The 23,919-nt window shown below is 30.2% G+C and carries 23 protein-coding genes; 3 read left to right on the forward strand and 20 right to left on the reverse strand.

The window, feature by feature from the left end; translation table 11 throughout:
• Positions 1-28: 28 nt before the first annotated feature.
• The 11 genes from CHB67_RS15020 to CHB67_RS15070 form a co-directional block, all read right to left on the reverse strand.
• Positions 29-682 carry a Crp/Fnr family transcriptional regulator gene (locus CHB67_RS15020; protein WP_089382617.1) on the reverse strand — a complete coding sequence of 218 codons (654 nt, stop codon included), beginning with the start codon at positions 680-682 and terminating at the stop codon, positions 29-31.
• A gap of 100 nt (positions 683-782) precedes the next feature.
• Positions 783-1,829 (reverse strand): porin, encoded by a 1,047-nt coding sequence (locus CHB67_RS15025; protein ID WP_089382618.1) that lies wholly within the window; start codon positions 1,827-1,829, stop codon positions 783-785.
• A gap of 106 nt (positions 1,830-1,935) precedes the next feature.
• Entirely contained in the window at positions 1,936-2,934 is a 999-nt protein-coding gene (locus CHB67_RS15030) for a rhodanese-like domain-containing protein (RefSeq protein ID WP_089382619.1), read from the reverse strand.
• A 35-nt stretch (positions 2,935-2,969) separates the two neighbouring features.
• Entirely contained in the window at positions 2,970-3,956 is a 987-nt protein-coding gene (locus tag CHB67_RS15035) for a rhodanese-like domain-containing protein (RefSeq protein ID WP_089382620.1), read from the reverse strand.
• Positions 3,957-4,287: 331 nt separating this feature from the next.
• A complete protein-coding gene (locus tag CHB67_RS15040; RefSeq protein ID WP_089382621.1) occupies positions 4,288-4,905 on the reverse strand; it encodes a rhodanese-like domain-containing protein in 618 nt (205 codons plus the stop codon).
• Between the two features lie 26 nt (positions 4,906-4,931).
• A complete protein-coding gene (locus CHB67_RS15045) occupies positions 4,932-5,597 on the reverse strand; it encodes a rhodanese-like domain-containing protein (RefSeq protein WP_089382622.1) in 666 nt (221 codons plus the stop codon).
• A 16-nt stretch (positions 5,598-5,613) separates the two neighbouring features.
• Entirely contained in the window at positions 5,614-6,204 is a 591-nt protein-coding gene (locus CHB67_RS15050; protein ID WP_089382623.1) for a YeeE/YedE thiosulfate transporter family protein, read from the reverse strand.
• A gap of 22 nt (positions 6,205-6,226) precedes the next feature.
• A complete protein-coding gene (locus CHB67_RS15055) occupies positions 6,227-6,757 on the reverse strand; it encodes a YeeE/YedE thiosulfate transporter family protein (protein WP_089382624.1) in 531 nt (176 codons plus the stop codon).
• An 11-nt stretch (positions 6,758-6,768) separates the two neighbouring features.
• On the reverse strand, positions 6,769-7,710 hold the full coding sequence (gene nrfD, locus CHB67_RS15060; RefSeq protein WP_089382625.1) for an NrfD/PsrC family molybdoenzyme membrane anchor subunit: 942 nt from the start codon (positions 7,708-7,710) through the stop codon (positions 6,769-6,771).
• Positions 7,711-7,720: 10 nt separating this feature from the next.
• The gene (locus CHB67_RS15065) at positions 7,721-8,254 is read right to left on the reverse strand and encodes a 4Fe-4S dicluster domain-containing protein (RefSeq protein ID WP_089382626.1); all 534 of its coding nucleotides are present in this window, start codon (positions 8,252-8,254) and stop codon (positions 7,721-7,723) included.
• Positions 8,251-10,494, reverse strand: coding sequence for a molybdopterin-containing oxidoreductase family protein (locus tag CHB67_RS15070; protein ID WP_089382627.1), 2,244 nt, complete (start codon positions 10,492-10,494; stop codon positions 8,251-8,253). The genes CHB67_RS15065 and CHB67_RS15070 overlap by 4 nt, the downstream gene beginning before the upstream one ends.
• Before the next feature lie 242 nt (positions 10,495-10,736).
• Between CHB67_RS15070 and CHB67_RS15075 the strand changes: the two genes are divergently transcribed.
• Positions 10,737-12,632 carry a hypothetical protein gene (locus tag CHB67_RS15075; RefSeq protein ID WP_089382628.1) on the forward strand — a complete coding sequence of 632 codons (1,896 nt, stop codon included), beginning with the start codon at positions 10,737-10,739 and terminating at the stop codon, positions 12,630-12,632.
• Between the two features lie 11 nt (positions 12,633-12,643).
• Here the strand turns inward: CHB67_RS15075 and CHB67_RS15080 are convergent, their stop codons facing one another.
• Positions 12,644-13,525 carry a lysophospholipid acyltransferase family protein gene (locus CHB67_RS15080; protein ID WP_089382629.1) on the reverse strand — a complete coding sequence of 294 codons (882 nt, stop codon included), beginning with the start codon at positions 13,523-13,525 and terminating at the stop codon, positions 12,644-12,646.
• A gap of 190 nt (positions 13,526-13,715) precedes the next feature.
• Complete coding sequence (locus CHB67_RS15085) at positions 13,716-14,600, reverse strand: lysophospholipid acyltransferase family protein (protein ID WP_317045703.1); 885 nt, start codon at positions 14,598-14,600, stop codon at positions 13,716-13,718.
• Between the two features lie 102 nt (positions 14,601-14,702).
• Between CHB67_RS15085 and CHB67_RS15090 the strand changes: the two genes are divergently transcribed.
• Entirely contained in the window at positions 14,703-15,347 is a 645-nt protein-coding gene (locus tag CHB67_RS15090; protein WP_089382631.1) for a rhomboid family intramembrane serine protease, read from the forward strand.
• A 5-nt stretch (positions 15,348-15,352) separates the two neighbouring features.
• On the opposite strand, the gene CHB67_RS15095 is transcribed toward CHB67_RS15090, so the two are convergent.
• The 7 genes from CHB67_RS15095 to dnaN form a co-directional block, all read right to left on the reverse strand.
• On the reverse strand, positions 15,353-15,832 hold the full coding sequence (locus CHB67_RS15095; RefSeq protein ID WP_089382632.1) for a hypothetical protein: 480 nt from the start codon (positions 15,830-15,832) through the stop codon (positions 15,353-15,355).
• A 153-nt stretch (positions 15,833-15,985) separates the two neighbouring features.
• Positions 15,986-16,117 (reverse strand): hypothetical protein, encoded by a 132-nt coding sequence (locus tag CHB67_RS17405; RefSeq protein ID WP_262494290.1) that lies wholly within the window; start codon positions 16,115-16,117, stop codon positions 15,986-15,988.
• A 403-nt stretch (positions 16,118-16,520) separates the two neighbouring features.
• Positions 16,521-17,696 carry a THUMP-like domain-containing protein gene (locus CHB67_RS15100; protein ID WP_089382633.1) on the reverse strand — a complete coding sequence of 392 codons (1,176 nt, stop codon included), beginning with the start codon at positions 17,694-17,696 and terminating at the stop codon, positions 16,521-16,523.
• A 4-nt stretch (positions 17,697-17,700) separates the two neighbouring features.
• The gene (locus CHB67_RS15105) at positions 17,701-18,243 is read right to left on the reverse strand and encodes a DUF1697 domain-containing protein (protein ID WP_089382634.1); all 543 of its coding nucleotides are present in this window, start codon (positions 18,241-18,243) and stop codon (positions 17,701-17,703) included.
• 3 nt (positions 18,244-18,246) lie between these two features.
• A complete protein-coding gene (locus CHB67_RS15110) occupies positions 18,247-19,329 on the reverse strand; it encodes an AI-2E family transporter (protein ID WP_089382635.1) in 1,083 nt (360 codons plus the stop codon).
• 51 nt (positions 19,330-19,380) lie between these two features.
• Complete coding sequence (locus CHB67_RS15115; protein WP_089382636.1) at positions 19,381-19,974, reverse strand: acyl carrier protein phosphodiesterase; 594 nt, start codon at positions 19,972-19,974, stop codon at positions 19,381-19,383.
• Positions 19,975-20,049: 75 nt separating this feature from the next.
• A complete protein-coding gene (gene dnaN / locus CHB67_RS15120; RefSeq protein WP_089382637.1) occupies positions 20,050-21,168 on the reverse strand; it encodes a DNA polymerase III subunit beta in 1,119 nt (372 codons plus the stop codon).
• A gap of 229 nt (positions 21,169-21,397) precedes the next feature.
• On the opposite strand from dnaN, the gene CHB67_RS15125 reads away from it, so the two are divergent.
• Positions 21,398-23,914: a PIG-L family deacetylase gene (locus tag CHB67_RS15125; protein WP_089382638.1), complete on the forward strand. Its 2,517-nt coding sequence runs from the start codon at positions 21,398-21,400 to the stop codon at positions 23,912-23,914.
• Positions 23,915-23,919 lie beyond the last annotated feature (5 nt).

Consider the following 23,919-nt stretch of genomic DNA (forward strand, 5'->3'; position numbering starts at 1 on the left):
CTTTATTGATTTCTTCTTTAATAAAAAATTAAATATTTTCAATAATAATTCTGTTTCTACGTATTTTAATTTTCCCTTCGTTTTCTAAAACTTTAAGCAATCTAGAAACAACAACTCTTGATGTGTGGATGTCATTTGCAATTTCTTGATGTGTAATGATTAAAATATTGGTGTCAAGCACTTTAACTTTGTCTATCAAATACTTGTGAAGCCTGTCGTCTAATTTCATAAAAGCCAAACTATCAATAGATTCTACCATTTCAATTAATCGCATATGGTACGTGTCAATCACAAATTCTCGCCAAGTTTTATATTTAGCCAGCCAAGCATCAATCATATCAACAGGAATAAAAATACCTTCAGTATCTTTTTCAGTAATACCTCTAAACATACTTTCGGTTCTATGAAGACAGTTCACAAAAGAGATTGCACAAGTATCACCTTTTTCTATATAGTAAAGTGCAATTTCTTCTCCGTTATCATCTTCTCTAATAATTTTAACAGCACCGTTTAAAATTAAAGGAACATGGGTCATTTTATCACCTATATCAATTAAAATCTCATTGCTATGGATGGTTCTTAAAATACCAACCTTAATAATTTCGTCAATTAGCTCCTTTTCAAAAACAGTAGTATAATAATCTTCTAGTTTTTCACGTAAAATTTCTTTATCTGTAGTCATATTTTTATGAGAATAGTGCACTCTTAACAAAGTTACAAATATTCATAAAAAAACTCCTAACATTTGTTAGAAGTTTTTTAAACTTAAAATATAATTTAGATTAGAATCTTATTTGCATTTGAAAAAGTAAAGCATCGTTTTTTACAGAAGGTGTTTCGCTTATGCTCTGATAGTTTACTTGTAAACGTGTTTTATCGTTAAAGAAATAATTAGCACCTATTGTAAGCATTTCTTGGTAGCCTAAATATTTAATGTCTGTATCTGCATCAAAATACTCCCACTTTAAGACAGGTTGTAATTTAATTTTCGACATATATGAAAGCATTAAATAAGCTCCCTGTCTGTTGTCTCCTAATTCTAAAGGAGTTGAACCACAACCACCACCAGCGGCTCTATTATAATCTCCATTGTCATGAATAAATTCACCTTGTAAAGCAAAACCTTCATAATCTGCCACAAACTCAAATCCGTAAGTAGATCTTTCTTGGGTGTTATTATTTGGGTAACCATATCTAAAGCTTGCACCAATATTTAGAAAATCAAAAGGAGTATAAACAACATTTCCAATAAAATCTTTTTTGGTATTATTATCAACAACTCCAAGTCCTCTACCATTCATTAAAGCAACTCTATATCTAACTTTAGTGGTATTATCTCCACCTAATAGCATTAGACCATAATCTCTTTGAGGAGCTACAATTTGGTTTACAACAATTGATCGGTCAATGGTCATTAATCCATAACAAGCAGTGATGTTTTCCAAACTAAAAGGTTGTTTAAAAGAACCTAAAGAAGCCTTTACCCATTTGTATTTATCATAAGTAACAAAGGCGTCTAGTAAATACATGTTTCCATCTGCAGAAATAAAATCACTAGATTCGATAGAGAAATAATAAGAAAAGCTTCTATTAGCTCTACCTCTAACACCAAAACGTGCTCTTTTAAAGTTAAATGTATTGGTAGAAGGTTCGGTAAAATGCGCTACAAATTGCGGCTGAATGTATCCAAAAAATATTAAACTACTGGTTTTTGGAGCTCCACCTGTTGTTGAAGTAGCAGGTAAATCATCTTCACATCCTTGAGAAAATACTGAAGTACTACTAAGAACTAATACGATGGTGAATAGGTAAATTATTTTTGTTTTCATTTGTGTTAGATTTTAAAAGCCTTAAAACGGTTCTTTTTTTGAAAAGAATTTATTTAAAAATTTATTTTAAGGCTTGATTTTAATGATTTATTTAAGTTGATAGGTGTTAATTTACTAATGGTAATTCCTTTGGAACACTTGACCCAACACTCCACTGGTTTGATGTCCAAGCACTGTTTGAATGGTATAAACCATTCATACCAAAAGTTAAACTATAAGCATCATAACCTAAAACTCTTAAACATGCAGTTATAACCGCTGATGTTTGCCCTGTATAACAATAAGTTACTACTTTTGCTCCAGGAGTAGGCTCTAGCCCTTTATAAGAATTACTAGCCAATGTTAGCGGAAGTATTCTGTACGCATTTGTTAAATGCCCAAACCCAATATAATCTGCACCACTAAAGAAGTTGTTTATAAAATAACCGCTAGGGTTTGCAACAACATCGGCATTTGTAACGGTTTTAAAACCATCTTGCACTGCTTGTTCAACTCTACTTTTTAAAATTGCTTCACCATTTTGAGATAAACTTGAAATAATTGGATCACTTAGTACTAACGGGGCAATTTCTTTGTCGTAACTCCAACTAGGTGTGCCTTTTGCTACATCTTTTATATTGTTGTTCCAAGAACCTGCCGTAGTTGTGTTCCAGCCCGACATTCCCCATTTTAAAGCGCGTGTATGAGAATAACCATATAAGCGCATTAAAGCAGTTGCGTAACAAGCAGTTTGTCCCGTATAACAAACTACCAATACAGGTTTAGACCCTGCAGCAGCACCTTCGTTTAAAATGTCTTTGAAAGTAACATTTTTAGCACCTTCAATATGATTTTTAGCAAAATCGGTACCACTTCTAATATCAATAATATAGTACTTAGCTAAAAACGATGCTAAATCGGCTTCAGCGGGAGCTCCTACAACAAATTTTTCTCCATCGGCATTGGTAATAATTTTATCAATGTCTAGATTGTTGTTAATCATATAATCTTTCATTAATGTGAAAGCAGGTGTTAAAACTTCAGGTTCGTCACCTTGGTCACAGGAGGTCAATAAAAATGTTGGGACTAACAATAGTCCGATTACTATTAAAGATAATTTTCTCATGATTTGTTTGGTTGTTTATGTTTGTATTATTTTAATTATTCTACAATAGGGAAGTTTTTAATTTCATTTTTAGTCCATCCATTTAGTCCTTTTTCAACTAAGGTTGAATTCATATAACTGTTTGAGCCGTATGCTAAATTATAAACATCATAGCCTATCACATTTAAGTAGGCAACAGCATAGGCAGCTGATAGTCCAGTATCACAATTCACCAATATTTTTTTGTTCGCAGGAATTTTGTATAAACTAGTAGATGAAGCTAAGCATTGTTTAGGTTGGTATTGAACGGCTCCTTTTAGGTGGCCTTCATTGTAGCTTTCTTCGGAAGTATAATTCACAATAAAATAGTCCGCAGGGTTTTCAAAAGCTACTGCAGATTTTACAATAAATTCTTTATAAGGTTTCGCAAATGCTTCTTTAATACGTGTTTGTAAAATTTCTTTGGCATCAGTTTTTCCTGTGTTTAACATAGGAGTACTTACAGCTTCAAGTTTTGAATTTGCAGTTTTCTCAACTTGATCTATATATTCATCTTTTGAATTTTTAATCCAAATATTTGTTGCGAATTCTTCAGCCCAAGAGCTCATTCCCCACTTTAAACTATACACATTGTTAAATCCGTATAAGCGTAATAAACTTGTGTAGTAAGATGCTGATTGACCAGAATAGCAAATAATTGTGATTTTGTCGTAAGCAGTAGGATCAATTTTGTTTTCAAAATAATCTAATAACTCTGGGCCTTTTACATTTTTAGATTTTTTAATATGACCATAGTCAAACCAGTCGCCGCTTCTAATATCTAAAACTAAATATTTTTCGTTTTTCAGATTTTCTTTAACTTCTTCAGCTGTAATTAGTGCAGGAGCTAAGGTGTTGATAAAATTTCCATTTGATTCTAAATATTGAACCAAAAGTTCAAATTCTGAAGGTGGATTGTTTGTTGGTTTTTCAATATTTTTAAAGCTACTTAATATGATTGTAACTCCGAAAAATAATACGAGGTATAGTGTTACTTTTTTCATTGGATATTTATTTAAAGTATAAATGTTTGTTTATACTTTAAATTTAAAAACCAACACGTTTTAGATTCCTGATAAAAGTCATAAAACGACAGTATGTAATTGTTCTTTTTAGGTACTTTTGTTACATATCTAAAAGCTTGTTATATAGGTTGTTGTGTGTTATTTTTTTATTTTGTAAGAGGCTAATTTTAATGGTGAATCAATTCTTTTATAAAGTTCAATTTTATAGCGTATTTTTTATGTCGAATAGAAAGAAGGTTGACTTAGAAATTCAACTGTTTTCCAAAAAAAAAGAAGGCTGTTTTTTTTAAAAAACAGCCTTCTTTTTTTGTTAACAACCTCCTTCGGTTGGCATTTTTTTCTTCTTTTTAATAGGAATTACTTTTTTTGGTGGCGAAGGTGTTTTAGCTTTTGGTTTTTCTTTAACCATGGCTTTTTTTAGCGATGCTGCAATAAAAGCATTTACATCAGCTTCAGATAGCTCTAAGGTTGCGTTTTGTGTAACTAATTTATTTTGAGTATAAATTAAATTAATGGTCGCAATTTTTAAGTTTGTATAACCTAACTGGTTTAAAATCATATAAGGGGCAAGCGCTTCATTTGGGTTAGCTCCGTATAAAACTACAGTTGTATTTTCATTTTTAAGTTTATCAAAAATGATTTTATTTTCCTCATTCAAAATTTCTGCAGCTTGTATATTGATTGCATTTTCTAGATGTCCTTTTTGAAATTCAAACGGACTTCTAATATCAATAATTGCTGCATCTGTAGTTGGTATGTTGTTTAATGAAATTAAAAAATTATCTGAAACAACATTTTCAACTGCTTGTTGAGGTGTTAATTCATAAATGTATTTTGGTCGTTTATATGTTAATAACCCAATAAGTATTATTAGTATAAATAGTACTGAAGCTATTGATATTCTTTTGGTTTGTTCTAATTCTTTCATAAAAAAGGTTTTATACTATTTAAAAACTAACATCCGCCTTCAGTAGGCATTTTCTTTTTCTTTTTAACAGGAACAATTGTTTTTTTAACAACTGCTTTTTTAGCCGGAACAGTTTCCTTTTTTACTTGTTCTGGATAAGCAACTCCAAAATACATACTCGCTGCTTTTCTAGTTGAATATAATTCAAATGCTGTAGCAGCCATGTTCTCTGTAGGTTTTGTTGGATTTATGATGGTATGAAACCAATTATTTAAACCGCCTTCTAAAACACGTAGATTTTTATAATCTAATCTATTGCAAATAATCCAAGCTTCATTTGCGTAAAAATGATCGTTTGAAAATAAAACCACATCATATTCATCTTGATTTAAATAGGCTTCAAAATCTTCATCTAATAATTTATCAAGTGGAATATTAATAGCATTTGGCAGGCTATATTTATTGTAGCTTTCTTCGTCTCTTACATCAATAAATAAATAAGAAGGATCTTGATTTATAATTAGTGAAGCTACTTCATCAGTTGAAATATATCTTTCAGGGCTAATAGCTCTACCTAACAATTCTTGAGGTTTAATACCTTCGTGTTGTTGGTATTTTGGTAATAATACTAATCCACCAGCAAGTAAAATTAAAATACAGGCAAGAATCATGTATCTAAACGACGACGCTTTTGCTAATTTTCTGTTTATCATTTTTAATGTTGTTTAATTAGTAAAATATTTTTTTAGTTCTTTTTCTTACAAAATCAGAAACCAGAAAAGCTACAATAGCTATTAATGAAAATATAAACACAAACCAATATGGATTTACTCCAAACGTGTCCATTAGTGTAATGTTTCCATAAAAATAACCGTTGTAAAGAGGTTCAAATAGTTCAAATAATTCAGAAAAAATAAATACACCAATCATAATACCTATTACATAAACGATGGCATCAATTTTACCAATGGCAACTGCGCATAAACTTGTACCTGGGCAAAAACCACCAGCTACAAACCCAACACCCATTACAACACCTCCAATTATTGCTCCCCATAAATAAGTTGGGTGCACATATAATTGGGTCATATCAACATAGCCTAAATAATCCATGTATAAAACACCTATCATTGATACCAATGCTGCTGTAAAAAATACTTTTAATACAGCAAAATCATAGCCGTAAAATACACCTGCTAATTTTCTTGATGATGAAAATCCTGATGATTCTAAAATAAACCCAAAGAAGATACCAATGATGATTGCAATAATACTGTTCCACTCTTCAGGAATTATACCGTTAGGAATTAAAGGTCCCATATATTTTTTTAATTTTTAGTTGTTAAATCCAATTTTTTCTAAAGAAATAAGCTGCGATATAGCCTGTTCCAAAAATACCTATCATAGTTAAAAAACCTCCAGATGAGATTACCGCCATACCACTTAGTGCTGCACCACTTGTACACCCACGAGCTATTTGTGCTCCTAAACCAAATAGGATACCGCCACCTAAAGCAAAGATTAATCTTCTTTTTGAAGTGATTTTTGGAGAGTGTTGTACCCGCCATCCAATTCTACCAGACAATCCACCAGAAATAAAAGCACCTAATAAAACACCTAAAGCTTCCAATGCTAACCAGTTGTTCATAGGAGATTTATCTTCAGAAATAAATTTGCTGTAATACGCGTTGTTTTCAGCATGTGTAGGAGCTACTGTGTCTACAATTGTTACCACACCACTTTTCATTGCTCCACTAGCACCTAAACCTCTTCCTGTTATAAAAAATGTAAAAAGCATTAAGATTCCAAGTAAAAATCCTCCAAAATAAGGATTCCAATAAATGTGTTTGTTTGTAATTTTATCTAAATTCATAATTTACATTTTTAATATAAGTAACGTGTTATTTGTCCGGCTTCAACCATTACAAATCTAAATACCAACCCACCAATAAGTATTAATATTGCAGGTACAGCAACGGGTACTTTAAAGCCCATAATTTCAATAGTTTCCATAATGGCAGGTACAATTAAACCAAGTATAATTACAAAGCCAAAGAACATTAAAGTAAACTCACCGCCCACTAATAATTGCATTGCTTCTAATTGAACTTCAGAACCAGCGTACATTCCCATTAACATGTGTACTATTAATCCTAATTCAATAATAATTAAGACTAAATCTATTTTGCTGAACAGGTGTCTTTCTTTAGCGCTTTTGGCTAATAAAATTATAGTTGCCGCTCCTGTTGAAAGTCCAGATGTTAAAAATAATGGACCTAAAATGGCATTATTCCATAAAGGTCTTGCGTTGAAGGCTGATAATAAAATTCCTGTATATATTCCTAAAACAACAGACAATGGAATTAAAACTAATGCCATATTTTTTCTGTTCTTTTGAAGGAATTCTTCAAGGTTAATAAACCATTTGTAATTTAATTTCCACTTCGGAAATAATTCAGAATAATAACTAAGTACCCATAAAAATGATATAGGTGTAATAATTAGTAATACCCAAGCACCCCAACTCATAGGAGATTCAATTCTAATGGTAGTGTACAGTCTCCAGAAATACAATTTGTGAGTCAAATCGTAAAACAATGCTAATAAACCTAAAGTTAAAGCGATTGGCGAAACAATAGACGCAAATTTTACACTTGTAGGGTATTGTTTATCTTTTCCTAGAACAGTAATCAATCCTGCAAAAAATAACAATCCTGCAGCTAAACCTCCTAAAAATAAATATACTGAAATTGGCCAATGCCAAATTTGTAATGAAGGATCTATATTCGGAATATTTCTTCCGCTTGTAAATAATTCTTCTTGCATAATCTAAAAATTAAATTAAATAATAAACATGAGGTTTAGTTCCGGCTTCTGGAGCTAAAGTTTTATATTTTCGCTTTTTTAATAATTCTGAAACCTCACTATTTGGATTGTCTAAATCTCCAAAATACATACATTTGGTTGGACAAACCGATACGCAAGCAGGAAGCTGACCTTTTTCTAATCTGTGGTGACAGAAGGTACATTTATCAACATAACCATCAGGGTGCTGGTAACGAGCGTCATAAGGACAAGATTCTATACAAGCACCACAACCAATACATTCGTCTCCAGTAACCAACACAATACCATTGTTTAATTGATGACTAGCACCTGTTGGGCAACAACGTACACAAGGAGCATTTTCACAATGATTGCAACGTTCAGATTTTAGTTCTAATTCTATACTTGGATATGCGCCATTCACAGTTTCGGTAATCCAATCTCTACAGTACCCAATTGGTACATCGTTTTCAGTTTGACAAGCAACAACGCAGTCGCTACAACCAACACATTTTAACGTGTCTATAACCATTGCATATCTCATATCTCAGTATTTTTATGTGGGTTTTCAGTTAAAATAGTTACAAAATTTCCTCTCATACCTGTTCCTCCCATAATTGGATCAACGGCTATTTTTGAAATTAATTCTGTATCATTAATACCTTTTCCGTAGGCACGACTTAATTGTTTTTCTTTATGACCAAAACCGTGCACCATATATACAGAATCCCAACGAATGCGTTCGGTAACTCTTACTTTAATTCCGAAACTAGAAATAATATCATCTTGATTTTTTAACCAAACTTCTTGTCCCGTTTTTAAACCAATAATTCGTGCAACTTTAGGATTTACCCAAAGGTTATTTTCACTTTTTAAATCGTTTAAATTAGGATTATTAGCCGTTCTGCTAAACGTATGCATAGGGGCTCTTCCGTAGTTTAATCTATAAAAACCTTGTTCAGGTTCAGGATGTTTAGTGTATTTAGGCATTGGGTCAAAACCTAAATCTTTCAATTCTTGAGAATACAATTCAATTTTTCCACTTTGTGTTGGAAAGTTATACGTTTCATCTTCATTTAAGAATAAAGGACCAGAAGTACGAGGGTAATTTTTAACTCCAATTTTCTTCATTTCATCTAATGAAGTACCCATTTTTTGAAGTTGCCATTCAATAACTTCTTCAAAATCATCATAATTAAAAAATTCTCCAACACCCATTCGTTCACCCAATTGTTTGGCAATCCACCAAGTTGGTTTAGAATCGTATTTTGGTGGCACCGCAGGAACTCTAACTGCTATTGAAGGTTCTCTGTTTGTGGCAGATCTAATTCCGTCATAACGCTCTAGGTACGTGCATTCTGGCAATACAACATCGGCATAACCAGTAACATCCATAGGCATGGTATCTATTACAACCATAAACTCTAAAGCATCTATAGCTTCTTTCAATAGTTTTTGATTCGGAATTGATTTTGTAATATTTGTCCCCGCTACTAACCAAGCTTTTACAGGATATTTGTTTTCAGGGTTTGGAATAGATGCTTTTACAACTTCAGTAGTAATTCCCATTTGCGCTAAAGGATATTGAGCGCCAATTTCATGCCAACCCCATTTTGGATGCGGATATGCAGGATGTGGGTATTTTGGTACTTTTATACTTTCTTTAAAATAAAATCCACCTCTACGTCCCCAAGAGCCTAATAAAGCATTTAAACTAGCCATAGCTCTTGCGCGTTGCGTATCATCACCATACCAAGTTACATGACGACCAGGATGTACTATTACTGAAGGCGCTGCATGTGCCATTGCTCGTGCAGTTTTTCTTATTTCTTCAGGCTCAATAGTTGTAATTCCGTAAGCCCACTCAGGAGTGTATTGACTTACATGCTCTTTCAATTCTTTAAATCCTAAAGCATATTTTTTAACATATTCTTTATCATATAGATTTTCTTCAATTAAAACATGCATCCACGCTAACATTAAAGCAATATCGGTTGCAGGTTTAATAGCTAACCAATGTGTAGATTTACTAGCTGCTGTTGAAAACCTTGGATCAACAGTAATAATAGTTGCGCCGTTATCTATAGCATCAGACATTTCTTGCACTTGTGAATTGTGCATGTTTTCACCAATATGCGAACCAATTAAAACCAAACATTTGGTATCTCTAATATCTGTTGGTTCAGGAGACCCAACCCAAGAACCAAAAGTTAATGCAAATCCTGTTTCACGAGGCCCTCTACATTGTGCATAAGCAGGTTCAGCTATGGTATCAGATCCAATAGCTTTGTATAAGTGTTCTAAATGTGCTCCAGGAGCACCGTGTTTAATTAATCCTAAAGATTCTGCACCATACTTTTCTTTAATACCATTAAATTTAGAGGCAATTAAATCAAGTGCTTCTTCCCAGCTGGCTTCTCTAAAAGTTTCTTCACCATTAACGGTTGTTCTAATTAATGGTGTTTTCAAACGGTCTTCATCATTGTACATTCCTACGCCACCTGTTCCTCTTGGGCACAAGCGACCGAAACAATGGGGATCGTTATCATTACCAATAATTTTTTTAACGGCACCTTTTTCATCTGTATAAGTCCAAGCAGCACACTTCCAAAAACAAACTTCGCAATAGGTAGGGGTTCTTTTAAATTTTTTAGCAACATTTTCTTTAACAAGCTCATCTATATATGAATTAGATCCAAACATATTTAAAGCGCTTGTTGTAGCTGCTACACCTCCCAAACCTAAAGCAGAAATTTTAATAAATTTTCTTCTTGAAGTAGTCATAAGTTTATTTGTTTATTTCAGGGGTAAAGATATTTACCGAGACTAATGTAGAGTATGATAAAAGTCATAAAAACTCAAACGAGATAGTAACATAGGTTACATTAAGTGATTGATAATCAATATTATAAAAGTAACAAATGTGACATAAAAAGGTTTTGTTATTGGGAATCAGAGACTTGCAGTATTCTTAATTTTTTATGTGAAATTTATTTTATTGTAACTTTGTTCAGTCATTATATATTATGAATAAAAAAAATACTGTTAGCTGGTTTTTTGGAGTTTTCTTAGTTGTATTACTTCTTTTGTTTTTCTTTAAAGAAAATCTATTATATCATAGTTTTAATTCTATTGAAGATGAGTATGTTAAAATTGAAACAACTACTACTGAAAGTTGTTTAACTTGTCATAAAAACACCAAAGGATATTCTAATTATCATAATCCTGATTTAATTGGTTGTGCAAGTTGTCATTTAGGAAATACTATTGCGATTGAAAAAGATATAGCTCATAAAGGAATGGTTTTAATCCCAGGAAACCTTTCTGACGCAGCAAAAACCTGCGGAAAATGTCATCCTAATGAACTGCATAAAATTGAAAATTCATTAATGACTTCAAACAGTGGTATAGTTGCGGTTGATAAATATATTTTTGGGGAAGCAGATTCGCCAAACGCTCAATATCATATACAGTTGATTAAAAATTCAGCGTCTGATAAACATTTGAGAGATTTATGTGCTAATTGCCATTTAGGAGCTGAAAAAAAAGAGTTTGGTGCTATTACACAGTTAAGTAGAGGTGGAGGTTGCAATGCCTGTCATTTAAATTATTCGGATGAAGCTAAGCAAGATTTAGAAATGTATATTTCTTCGGGAAAAAATACGTTACCAATGCATCATCCTGCTACTAATATTTTTGTTAAGAATGAACATTGTTTTGGTTGCCATAGTCGTTCAAGTAGAATTTCAACCAATTATGAAGGTTTTCAAGAAACGCTATTTGATGAAAGTGCTGTTGTAAATAAAGAAGGTTTTAAAGTTTTTGAAGACAAACGTGTTTATAAATATATTGAAGAAGATGTGCATCATACAAAAGACTTGTTGTGTATAGATTGCCATTCATCACATGAAGTTATGGGTGATGGTAAAAAATACACGCACGAAGAGCAGGCTGTAAAAGTGCAATGTTCAGATTGTCATTTTAAAGAAAAGCCAAATACAATTCCTTACGATTCATTAGATGCCGAAAGTTTGTTGGTTTTTTTACATAGAGATTATGAACACACCGATAAGCAAATAATAGCAGTTGAAAATGGAGGGCATCCTTTGGTGAATACTTTTATAGATTCTGTTGGAAATGCTTTTTTAATTGGAAAAAAAGATGGTGAATTACATCCGTTGAACCCACAACCTGAAATTTGTTCTAGAGACAATGCACATAAAAATGTGAGTTGTTCCACCTGTCATAGTTCGTGGACTTCTCGTTGTATTGGCTGTCATAATGAATTTGATTCAAATGAACCAAGAGCTTTTGATTTATTGGATAAAAAATATGGAAAAGGGCAGTGGAAAGAGTTTGTGGCCGAATTTTCTTCGTCGTTACCAGCAATGGGAGTTCGTTCAACCAAAGAAGGAAAGCGTATTGAACCTGCTATTCCGGGAATGATTTTAACAATTGATAAAGGAAGTTATGCAGGGAAAGAATTAGGGAAGGATGTTTCGTTTCACAGATTGTATGCTCCAAATTCACCACATACAACAATCTCAAAAGCAAGAGATTGTAAAAGCTGTCATACAAATTCGGCTAGTTTAGGCTATGGAAATGGAACTCTAAAATATGTAATTGAAAATAAAGTTGGAAAGTGGCAATTTATACCGGAATATGCTAACAATCCAAATGATGGCTTGCCTGAAGACGCTTGGATTCCATTTCTAAAAGAAGTTGATGTTGCTGTTGTAAATTCAACACGAACCGATTTTAGACCGTTTTCGGTAAAAGAACAACAACAATTATTGTTAGTGGGCGCATGTTTGCAATGTCATAAAGAAAATTCAAGCCTCATGCAGCAAAGTTTAGTTGAAGGAATTCAGCCACTTTTACAGCAATTATCTAAAGATTGTGTTTTGCCTGTTTGGGATTAGTTTTTAAAAGTTTATAAAGGGACTTTATCTTTATGTTTAAAGCGTTTATGAGTCCATAAATAATATTCGGGTTGTTTATACACATGATTTTCAACCTTCTTTAAAAAGTTGTCAGTGAGTCCATAAGCCGAATTTTTTGTTGATTTTTCTTGAACCAAACTAAATGAAGTTTCGTAATAACCACGTTTTACTTTTTTGGTTTCAATAAAAACCATGTTCATGTTGTATTTTTTCACTAACATTTCAGCTCCAGTATGAATAGGTACTTTTACATTAAAAAACGTACTCCAATAATGCGTTTTATTTAATTGAGGAGACTGATCACTTAACAAACCATAAGCTGCCTGAATGTTATTTTGAGAGTTATAAATAATTTCAGAGACAATATTTGAGGTAGGTAGCATAGTGGTGCCGAATTTGGCTCTAGATTTTAATATTTTATTATTGAAATATTTATTTCCAATTTTTGAGTACGCTGCATATCCTTTATATTTAACAAATGAATCTAAACTCATAATCCATTCCCAATTTGCATAATGTGGACCAACAAGAATAATGCTTTTACCATCCTTATATAAATCATTTAAAAAATCAATATTTGTAAAGGTGTAATGTTTGTAAATTAATTCTTTTGATGCTGTAAATGTTTTAATCATTTCAATAAAAACATCTACAAAATGTTTGTAAAATTTTTTGCGAATTATTAGTAATTCTTCAATTGATTTTTCGGGAAAGGTTAATTTTAAATTATTTAACACTACTTTTTTTCGATACCCAATAACATAATAAAGTATTAAATAGATAAAGTCAGAAATAATATATAAAACTCTAAATGGTAATATTGAAAGTATCCAAATAAAAGGATATGCTAAAGTATAAACGAAAAGATTCATTGTGAAATTTTAAAGCAGTTAATTAATTTGAAGATGTTTAATCCACTGCTAAATTTGGATATACTCTTATTTTTGGTAAATAAATGTATTTAATGTTTTAAAACGGTTACTTAATATAGTTAAAACCAATTTTAATTACAAGGTGCAATTTATAAATCTTTTTTGAAAATGAGGTGTATTTGTTGAACTATTATTTTGGCGCTTTATCTTTATGCTTAAATCGTTTATGTGTCCAAAAATAGTATTCGGGTTGTTCTTTTATTTGTTGTTCAACTTTTTTTAAGTAAAGTTCAGTCAATTCAAAGTCAGTATGCTTACTAGCATCATTAGTAATTGTACTCAATGTTGTTTCGTAATACCCTCGTTTTATTTTACGAGTATCTAAAAATACTATATTCATATTGTATTTTTTTGCCAATAGTTCAGCACCTGTATGTATAGGAACTTGTATACCTAAAAAACGACTCCAATAAGTGTTATTTCTTAATTGAGGAGATTGATCACTTAACATACCGTAAATAGACTGTATGTTGTTTTGATAATTTTTTAACATCAATGGAATAACTTTTGAAGACTGTGCTAGTTTAACTCCAAATTTTTCTCGTGTTTTAATCACTTTTTTATTGAAATAAGGGTTGCTAACTCTAGTGTAAACAGCAATAGCATTGTAATTTATAAAGGCATTCATTCCAATTATCCACTCCCAATTTGCATAGTGAGCACTTATTAGAATTACACTTTTTCCATCTTTTTTAAGTTCTTGAACCAGCTCAATATTTTTGTAAGTATAACGTTTGTCTAATTCTTTTTTTGAGATGGTAAATGTTTTAATCATTTCCATAAAAATATCTACAAAGTGATGATAGAACTTTTTCCGAATTATTAGTAATTCGGCAGTTGATTTATTAGGAAATACCAATTGTAAATTGTTTAAAACCACTTTTTTTCGATAACCAATTAGATGAAAAACAATAAAGTAAAAAAAATCGGAGATTATATATAATAATCGAAATGGTAAAATAGAAATAAACCAAATAATAGGATATACTAGAATGTAAATTATTAAATTCATCATAACAAGCACAAAAATAATATTTATTTTTGAATACTTTATATGACTTTAATTCAATATCAGCATTTTTTCATACTTTCGTTTTTCATTAAAAATAAGTAAATAATGAATATTGATACATCAGTACTTTTTATAATTATTACAAATGTTTTAATTTCTATAAAAGGTTTTAGTGATCGCTCTTTTTTTGACAAATATAAGTTTCAGATAGGAGCTATAAAGCGTGGTGAAAAAATAAGAATTGTTTCTTCAGCTTTTTTACATGTTGACTACTTACATTTAATTTTGAACATGTATGTATTGTATATTTTTGCACCTCAATTAATTCAAAATTTAGGAGTTATTAAATTTTTAATTATATATGTAGGGAGTTTATTTACTGGGAGTTTATTTACATTAAGTTTTCATAAGAATGAGTTGTATTATAGTGCTGTAGGAGCTTCTGGAGCTGTGGCTGGTGTAATTTATGCAGCCATATTACTCAACCCTAATATGAGGTTAATTATGTTTCCGTTACCTATACCAATTCCGGCTTATATATTTGGAGTAGGTTACTTATTGTATTCTATATATGGTATGAAAAATAAATTGGGTAATGTTGGTCATTCGGCGCATTTAGGAGGTGCAATAGGAGGTTATGGGTTAACTTTACTAGTGTCGCCAAATATATTTATGCAAAGTACTGTAACCGTTGTTTTATTAGGAATCCCAATAATTTTATTATTGTTATTTGGAAATAAGTTAAAGTAAAAAGTTTATTTAAAGTTTTTTGGAACTTTCATGTTTTCATCCATCTCTCTTTTTAAATCTAGCGCTTGGATATAAACAGACATTTTATTTCTTAAGAAATAAAGAATAACCATTATAATTACTCCGATTGGTACCGTATAGATGAATTCTATTTCATCATAATATAATTCACTATCATTAATTACTGCAATAATTTGAAATAAGTATATAGAGATAGGAATAATCAAGGCATGTACCCACCAATGCTTGTTTGTAATAAACCAAATAATTAAAAGAAAAAAAGGAACAAATTTACCAAAGAAAGTATAAACGTAAGATTGAACATATTTATAATAACCTCCTTTTATTTCAAATCCGAAAAAAGTTTTATAAACTTCTACATCATCAGGAATAGCTCTATAGATGTATAATAGGTATGGAGTTGAAACTATTAAAATTATAATTAGACTACCAAGTAATAATGATCTTCTTTTTTGATTTTTCATTAAGCAGTGTTTCGGGGTTCTAATCTATAAATATAAATAAAATATTCTAATTAAAAAAAATGACCCAATAAAAAAACCACAATATAAACTATATTGTGGTATGTTTTTTGAAAAATTAGATACTAAAATCTAATTTTAAAGGTTGAGTTTAATTTAACCTTGTCTTGGAATGATAACTCTATCTTTTCTAACAGCTTGGCTGTCTGAAGAAGTGTAACTGTAAACTGTAACTGCTACAAAAGCAGATACCATAAGTAATCCGAAAATTAATTTTAATTTTTTCATCTTTAGTAAGAATTAAATGATTAGTAAGAACATCAAATGTAATTAAATCTTAATAAAAAGCAAAAGTTATCCTGCTTTATTTTTAAGTGTTTTTAAAAATAAAGAGAATCAGGAGTTTTTAAAATTTTGATTTTCAAGGGTTTGCTGCTTAAATATCAATATTGAAATCACTCAAAATTTTATTAAATAAAATTTCTATTTTGGAGATTTTAAAAGCAAAATTTGATTTTAGGATTATAAAATTGGGGAATTTTATATGAAAAATCAACAAACAAAACTCTTCTCCGTAAAGAATTTTAGTTATAGGGACGCCCTTATTAATACAAAGATATAGTATTAATTTTAGTTTGCAAAAAATTGTGTAAATCCTACTTTAGCAAGTAAAAGAATATTAAAATGTAATTTAAATTTTTTCGCAAATAAGAACGATATGGTTTTCATAAATATCAGTTGTAAAAAATAAATACAGATTCCCTCCATCTTTAATTTTTGTTTTTTTTCTAATTTGAGCAACAGTTTCAGGGAAGTTTCTTGTTGTAATATTTGCTTTTAATGAAGGAATTATTTTTTTAAGTTGTTTTCTATCATATGGAACACAGTGTTTTATTTCAAACCTTCTTCCAGGGAATTTTATCAACTCATTTGAAGTGTATAAATGAGAATTTTGATGCAATTTATCAATGTTTAATTGTTCTGCTACTTGATAAAAAGCACCTGCTTTTAGTACTGCTGCATTTGGTTCGAATACATACTTTTTTGGCTCTGAGTATGTTGTAAAAGAGCTGTCTTGAAAAATGAATTCGAAATATTGATTTCTGTTTGTGGTGAAATTAATCGTTTTAATAGCTATTTCACCTAAATAACCATTTTCTAAAATAAAAAGTAATTCCTTTACATCATTTTTTACCGCTACAATATGTATTTCCTTTACAAATTTCAATTCATTAATTGCGCTTGAAATATCTAATACGGGAGAAATTTTCAATAAAATATTTTCTGACTTTTCAAATAACGTGGTTAAATTTTCCGGAATATTAGGCAAACAATCATTTAATAAAAAAACTCTTTCTTTTAAATCGTTTCTTCTTGAAGGATCTGCATAAATCCAATCTTTTTTTTCTTTAGAATTTTTTAGAAAGTCTAAGCCATTTCCAAAGTGTGTTTTAAGATTTTGAATATTTAATTGTTTTAAATTGTATTTTACTATCTGATATAAGTGTTCGTTAATTTCGCAATAAGTTACATTTTTAACGGTTTTTGAAAAATAATAGGAATCTACTCCAAAACCACCGGTTATGTCAACTAATACATTTCCAGAAACAAGTTCCGACTTATATTGAGCGGTTATTTCAGAAGAGGTTTGTTCAATATTTAATTTATTTGGGTAATAAATGGTTTTTTGAGTAAACCAAGTTGGTAATTTTTGTTCACACTTATTTTTAGCAACAATCTGCTCGGCAATTTCTTGAATTGAAACATTCCCAAAACGACTTCCTTTTAAAACAAGTTTTGTGATATCTTTTTTTAGGTTTTTGGTTATAAAATCCTGTACATCGGTATGTAAAATATGTAGGTTCAATTTCTTAAGCACTTAATTCTATTAACTTGGTGATTGTTTTCCAGTTTCTTGTTGTAGCTGAAACATTTAACTTTTTTTCAAAGAAATTATTATTCAATTTGGTTTTTCCATAACCATTAGGACAGTTTAAATAAATACTTTTATCTTTTATCTTAAACTCGTCATTAGTTGTTGAATTTAAGCAGTTAATTGTTTCTATTTTATTTAAATTAGGCTTGTAGCTAAGTAACGTTACATGTAATTTTGAGCGATCAATAGTATTTTTTTTAACAAAAGGATTGTTATTAAAAATTGTTTCTAATTCTGTTTTTGTTATAACTAAAACTTTTATGTTGTACCCAAAATTTTTATAAACGGTGTCAATAATTTCTTTTTCTAAAGTCTCAATATTAGTTTTTTTACTGTTAAAAATTACATTGCCGCTTTGAATGTAGGTAGTTACATTCAAATGACCAAGATTTAAAAATAGCTGTTTTAAATCGGCCATTTTTATGTTGTTATGGCCAGTTACATTTATACCTCTTAACAATGCAATGTAGGAAGCCATTACTTAAAAGTTTTTTGTGAGCGATTTAACAATTTTATTTTCGGATAAAAACTCTTGTAATATAACCTTTATTACAGTGTAAGTAGGTATGGCAATAATCATTCCTACAATACCAAATAAAGTTCCACTAATCATAATTACCAAGAAAATTTCTAATGGGTGTGATTTCACCCTATTAGAAAATATTAAAGGTTGACTTAAGAAATTATCTACAAGTTGAGCTATAACATAACCAAACATTACATATACAGTAGTTGGTAAAATTACGGAGCTAAAGTCAGATCCTAAATTACTGCTCATTGTTAAAAATAACATAAGAATTCCCCCAATTAAAGGGCCTACATAAGGAATTAAATTAAGCAAAGCACATAAAAAAGCAATTACAAAAGCATTTTCAATTCCAAAAGTAATAAGTGTAATTGTGTAAATAATAAATAAAATAGTTATTTGGAAAACAAGCCCAATAAAATAGCGAGTAAGTAAATTTTTTATTTTTTCAAATGAAGCTTTTACTCTTTGTTGACTTTTATTGTTTACCATGAGGGTTACAGCGTTTTCAACCAGCATTCGATCTTTCATGAAAAAGAAAGTGATAAAAATTATAGAGAAAAGTGCAATGCTAAAGTTGCCAAGTAGACCAATAATTGAATTTAAAAGGTTTGGTATAACATTCAAATTTTTAAGAATATTCAAATCCTTAAGTTCACTTAATAAATCAATATTATAATTAGAAAAATAAATATTTATTTCACGTAATAATGTACGAATGTTTAAATGAAGCGTATCTGTATTAAGCAGCGATAAGTTTTCACCTTGTTTCATAATTAACGGAACAAACATACTTATTAAGCCAATCATTAAAAATATCAATACGATTAAATTGATAATTACCGCAAGCGTATTTGGGAATTTTAGCTTTTCTTTTAAGAACTGAATAAAAGGTCTTGAGATTAATGAAACAATGGCTGCAACTACAATATAAATTATTATTGTTTGAATTTTAAAGAGAAAAAATAATAATAGTGAAATGCCTATGACTACACCTATAGTTCTTAATATGCCTTTTGAAATTGTATTAGAATCCATTATAATAATTTTATTAAATATAGTAATTTTTTAAAATTAATAGTTTTGTTTTTAGGAACTTAATAAATATGCTGTTTTTTTATCTGAAAAAGATTCTAATTCTTTAAAATATAATGTAAAATCTTCCTCAAATTCAGTATAATGCAATTTTAAATCTTCAATAGCCAAATCCATTTGAGAAATACCTTTTGTTCTTCTATTCATTCCGCTCAAAACACGTTCAATACCTTCCAAAGAAGCATAATTTACCAACCAATTGTATTGAATCATACTTGGTAATAATTTTTGAAGTTCCTCAGGAAATGTTTCACTATTTTTTGTTAAAAAAGCATACACATTTTCAGCATAAATCTCTAATGGAATTTCAGAATAATTCGCCCAGTTTTTCGCTAAAAAGTGATCGTATAAAATATCAATTATTACACCATCATAATGTCTGTACCTCGCATGCAAGCGGTGCATACTTTTTCTAACTATTGGATGCGTATCGGTAAAGTGGTCTATTTCTCTATGAAGTAAAATTCCCGCTTTAATTTCTTTTGGATAATTTTCATAGGCTTTACCTTTTACAGCATCAGAAATAAAGTTCCCTATTAATATGTTTTTGTTGCTTTTTGAAAGATAAAGATGCGCTAAAAAATTCATAAACTAATTTTAAAACAATAATACAAAAAAGCCATAACTTTTTAGTTATGGCTCCTATTTTATATTTAAATAATTTTAGCTGTTTAGCATTACAGGCATTACCAACATTGTAATAAATTCGCCTTCTTCAACGCCGTCAATTGGTGTTAAAATTCCGGCTCTGTTTGGCATAGACATTTCAATTAACACTTCGTTTGAATTTAAGTTGCTCAACATTTCAGTTAAAAAACGAGAGTTGAAACCAATTTGCATATCGTCACCTTGGTATTCGCAAACCAAACGCTCTTCAGCTTTGTTTGAATAGTCAATATCTTCAGCAGAAATATTTAATTCAGTCCCAGCCATTTTTAATCTTATTTGATGTGTTGTTTTGCTTGAGAAAATAGAAACACGTTTTACAGAGTTTAAAAAGATTCCTCTTTCAACAGTTAATTTGTTTGGATTTTCTTTTGGGATTACCGCTTCATAATTAGGATATTTTCCATCAATCAATCTACAAACTAAAACAACATTATCAAATGTGAATTTTGCATTTGCATCGTTATATTCAATAGTTACATCACTTTCATTTCCTCCTAAAATTCCTTTCAATAAATTCAGAGGTTTTTTTGGCATAATAAATTCAGCAGTATCATTTGCTACAACATCAGTTCTTGAATATTTAACTAATTTATGCGCATCAGTAGCTACAAATGTTAAGCTATCTGTACTAAATTGGAAAAATACACCACTCATTACAGGTCTTAAATCATCATTTCCTGCAGCAAATATTGTTTTTGAAATTGCAGTAGCTAAAATTTCACCAGGAATTACGGTTTTACTTGGTGTTGCAATAGAAACGGCTTTAGGAAATTCGTTTCCATCAAAATAAGCCATGTCGTATTTACCGTGACTAGAACTAATTTCAACAGTATTGTTTTCTTCAGTTTTAAAAGTTAATGGCTGATTTGGAAATGTTTTTAAAGTATCTAACAATAAACGAGCTGAAATAGCCACAGAACCTTCAGAATCAGATTCAACCTCAATGCTTGTACTCATTGTGGTTTCTAAATCAGAAGCAGAAATTTTTAATTCATTTTGATTTAATTCGAATAAAAAATTATCTAAAATAGGTAACGTATTACTACTATTGATAACACCTCCTAAAACTTGAAGTTGTTTTAATAATTGACTACTTGATACTATAAATTTCATGTATGCTTTTTTTATATAGAATGAATTACAAATATATTCTAAATATGTTGTATTCAAAAAGTTATTTATTAACAGTTTTTAAGCGTTAAAAATAGTGTAAATATTACGATTTTAGGTAGTTATAAATTAAAAATCAAAAAAGTTATAATTATGTTAATATGATTAATTTTAGAGGTCATCCAATCATATAAATTTTATATTTGTTTTTACTACTAAAACTAAAATTTACATGAAGAAATACATATCATTTCTATTCTTATTTATTGTTTCAATTCCTTTAATTTTTGCACAAGCCCCTAAAAAACCAACCTCAGGAGATATTTTTGATGCCATTCAGAAATTAAATTTTTTAGGAACAGTGTTATATATAGCTGCGCATCCTGATGATGAAAATACACGATTGATATCGTATATGGCAAATGATGTAAAAGCCAGAACGGCATATTTAAGTTTAACACGCGGTGATGGAGGTCAAAATTTAGTAGGGCCTGAAATTAGAGAATTGTTAGGTGTAATTAGAACTCAAGAATTATTAGCAGCTCGTAGAATAGATGGAGGGGAGCAATTTTTTACACGCGCAAACGATTTTGGTTATTCAAAACATCCCGATGAAACTTTGGAAATTTGGAATAAAGAGGAGGTTTTAAAAGATGTTGTTGCAGTTATTAGAAAGTTTAAGCCAGATGTTATTATCAACCGTTTTGATAACAGGACTCCGGGTTCAACACACGGGCATCATACCTCTTCTGCAGTTTTAAGCGTGGAAGCTTTTGAATTGGCTTCAAACAAAAATTACAAAACACATTTAGAACATGATGATTTTTGGCAACCAACACGTTTGTTTTTTAATACTTCGTGGTGGTTTTATGGAAGTGAAGAAAATTTTAATAAAGCAGATAAAACAAACTTGTTAAGCGTTGATATTGGAACGTATTATGCAAATAAAGGTTTGTCAAATAGTGAAATAGCTTCGTTAAGTCGAAGTCAACATCAGTCACAAGGTTTTGGAAGTACTGGAACTCGTGGTAGCCAAATAGAATATTTAGAGTTTTTGAAAGGAAGTTTTCCCGAAAATAAAACCGTTTTTGACGGTATAGACACTAGTTGGAATAGAGTTGAGGGTGGTGCTAAAATTGGTAAAATGCTTCATGAAGTTGAAAATGAATTCGATTTTAAAAATCCTTCAGCAAGTATTGATGCGTTGGTAAAAGCATATCAATTAATTCAACAATTAGATAATGTACATTGGAAAAGCATAAAATCAGAAGAAATTAAAAACATTATTGCTGCTTGTGCTGGTTTATATATAGAGGCTGTTGCAAATAGTTCTTCAACAACTTCGGGAGCAAAAAACACCATAAAAATTGAAGCGATTAATAGAAGTGATTATCCTATAAGTTTAAAATCGGTTATGATTCAACCGTTAAATTCTGAAAAAGATATTGCTAAAACATTGACAAATAATAGTTCGCATAAATTTGAAATAGATATTGAAATTCCTTCAAACATAAATACAACATATCCTTATTGGTTGCGTGAAAAAGGGAGTTTAGGAATGTATAAAGTAGATGATGCTAATTTGATAAGTTTACCAGAAACGCCAAGAGCTTTGTTTTCCGATTTCAATTTAAATTTTAACGGATATGTAATTAATTTCAGAAAAGAAATAGTCTACAAATACAACGATCCTGTAAAGGGAGAAGTTTATCAACCATTTGAAATTCTTCCTGAAATTTCGGCATCTTTTAGTGAAAAAGTATTTATTTTTTCTGAAGAACAAACTCAAAAAATTTCAATAAAAGTAAAAACGATAAAAAATAATTTTAAAGGGAATTTAATTTTATGCACTCCCGAAAATTGGAAAGTTGCTCCCGAAAATTTCGAAATTAGTTTAACGCAAAAAGGTGAAGAGCAAATTTTTGAATTTGAAGTAACGCCACCTAAAGAACAGTCTGAAGGATTAATTTCTACAATTATTGAAGTAGGCGAAAAAAGTTATACCAATGAATTGGTAGAAATTGATTACGATTACATTCCGTTTCAATCTATTATAATGCCTTCGGAAGCCAAAGTTGTACGATTAAATATTGAAAAAAAAGGACAAGTAATTGGCTATATTCAAGGAGCAGGAGATGTTATTCCTACAAGTTTACGTCAAATTGGTTATACTGTTGTTGAATTAGATGAAGATGATATTACTCCTGAAAAATTAGCAAATTTTGATGCTGTAATTTTAGGAATTAGAGCTTATAACACCAATGATAGAGCAAAGTTTTATCAAAAACATTTACATAATTATGTGCATAATGGCGGAACTATGATTGTGCAATACAATACTAATCGTCGTTTAAAAGTTAACGAAGTTGGCCCGTATCCAATAGAACTTTCTAGAGATAGAGTTACAGACGAGAATTCAGAAGTTCGTATTATAAACCCAACACACGAGTTATTAAACTACCCTAATAAAATAACTAAAACTGATTTTGAAGGCTGGGTTCAAGAGCGTGGTTTGTATTTTCCTGATAAATGGGATGCCAATTACGAGGCAATTATTAGTATGAATGATAAAAATGAGACACCTAAAAACGGAAGCTTGTTAGTTGCAAAGTACGGAAAAGGTACTTTTATCTATACGGGTTTAAGTTTGTTTAGGGAATTGCCAGCAGGTGTTCCAGGAGCTTATAAATTATTTGCGAATATGCTTTCTGTTGGAAAAAACAATGTAAAAAAACCGTTAAAAAACTAATATGG

The sequence above is a fragment of the Lutibacter agarilyticus genome (assembly GCF_900188235.1).
GTDB lineage: Bacteria > Bacteroidota > Bacteroidia > Flavobacteriales > Flavobacteriaceae > Lutibacter > Lutibacter agarilyticus.

What these genes read in the sequence shown, in the direction of transcription:
- CHB67_RS15085 (WP_317045703.1), bottom strand. Translation starts at nt 14,600, where the DNA reads ATGATGAATTTAATAATTTACATTCTAGTATATCCTATTATTTGGTTT.
- CHB67_RS15030 (WP_089382619.1), bottom strand. Translation starts at nt 2,934, where the DNA reads ATGAGAAAATTATCTTTAATAGTAATCGGACTATTGTTAGTCCCAACA.
- CHB67_RS15050 (WP_089382623.1), bottom strand. Translation starts at nt 6,204, where the DNA reads ATGGGACCTTTAATTCCTAACGGTATAATTCCTGAAGAGTGGAACAGT.
- CHB67_RS15110 (WP_089382635.1), bottom strand. Translation starts at nt 19,329, where the DNA reads ATGGATTCTAATACAATTTCAAAAGGCATATTAAGAACTATAGGTGTA.
- CHB67_RS15070 (WP_089382627.1), bottom strand. Translation starts at nt 10,494, where the DNA reads ATGACTACTTCAAGAAGAAAATTTATTAAAATTTCTGCTTTAGGTTTG.
- CHB67_RS15125 (WP_089382638.1), top strand. Translation starts at nt 21,398, where the DNA reads ATGAAGAAATACATATCATTTCTATTCTTATTTATTGTTTCAATTCCT.
- CHB67_RS15075 (WP_089382628.1), top strand. Translation starts at nt 10,737, where the DNA reads ATGAATAAAAAAAATACTGTTAGCTGGTTTTTTGGAGTTTTCTTAGTT.
- nrfD (WP_089382625.1), bottom strand. Translation starts at nt 7,710, where the DNA reads ATGCAAGAAGAATTATTTACAAGCGGAAGAAATATTCCGAATATAGAT.
- dnaN (WP_089382637.1), bottom strand. Translation starts at nt 21,168, where the DNA reads ATGAAATTTATAGTATCAAGTAGTCAATTATTAAAACAACTTCAAGTT.
- CHB67_RS15090 (WP_089382631.1), top strand. Translation starts at nt 14,703, where the DNA reads ATGAATATTGATACATCAGTACTTTTTATAATTATTACAAATGTTTTA.
- CHB67_RS17405 (WP_262494290.1), bottom strand. Translation starts at nt 16,117, where the DNA reads ATGAAAAAATTAAAATTAATTTTCGGATTACTTATGGTATCTGCTTTT.
- CHB67_RS15065 (WP_089382626.1), bottom strand. Translation starts at nt 8,254, where the DNA reads ATGAGATATGCAATGGTTATAGACACGTTAAAATGTGTTGGTTGTAGC.
- CHB67_RS15045 (WP_089382622.1), bottom strand. Translation starts at nt 5,597, where the DNA reads ATGATAAACAGAAAATTAGCAAAAGCGTCGTCGTTTAGATACATGATT.
- CHB67_RS15055 (WP_089382624.1), bottom strand. Translation starts at nt 6,757, where the DNA reads ATGAATTTAGATAAAATTACAAACAAACACATTTATTGGAATCCTTAT.
- CHB67_RS15105 (WP_089382634.1), bottom strand. Translation starts at nt 18,243, where the DNA reads ATGGCTTCCTACATTGCATTGTTAAGAGGTATAAATGTAACTGGCCAT.
- CHB67_RS15025 (WP_089382618.1), bottom strand. Translation starts at nt 1,829, where the DNA reads ATGAAAACAAAAATAATTTACCTATTCACCATCGTATTAGTTCTTAGT.
- CHB67_RS15035 (WP_089382620.1), bottom strand. Translation starts at nt 3,956, where the DNA reads ATGAAAAAAGTAACACTATACCTCGTATTATTTTTCGGAGTTACAATC.
- CHB67_RS15115 (WP_089382636.1), bottom strand. Translation starts at nt 19,974, where the DNA reads ATGAATTTTTTAGCGCATCTTTATCTTTCAAAAAGCAACAAAAACATA.
- CHB67_RS15080 (WP_089382629.1), bottom strand. Translation starts at nt 13,525, where the DNA reads ATGAATCTTTTCGTTTATACTTTAGCATATCCTTTTATTTGGATACTT.
- CHB67_RS15095 (WP_089382632.1), bottom strand. Translation starts at nt 15,832, where the DNA reads ATGAAAAATCAAAAAAGAAGATCATTATTACTTGGTAGTCTAATTATA.
- CHB67_RS15040 (WP_089382621.1), bottom strand. Translation starts at nt 4,905, where the DNA reads ATGAAAGAATTAGAACAAACCAAAAGAATATCAATAGCTTCAGTACTA.
- CHB67_RS15020 (WP_089382617.1), bottom strand. Translation starts at nt 682, where the DNA reads ATGACTACAGATAAAGAAATTTTACGTGAAAAACTAGAAGATTATTAT.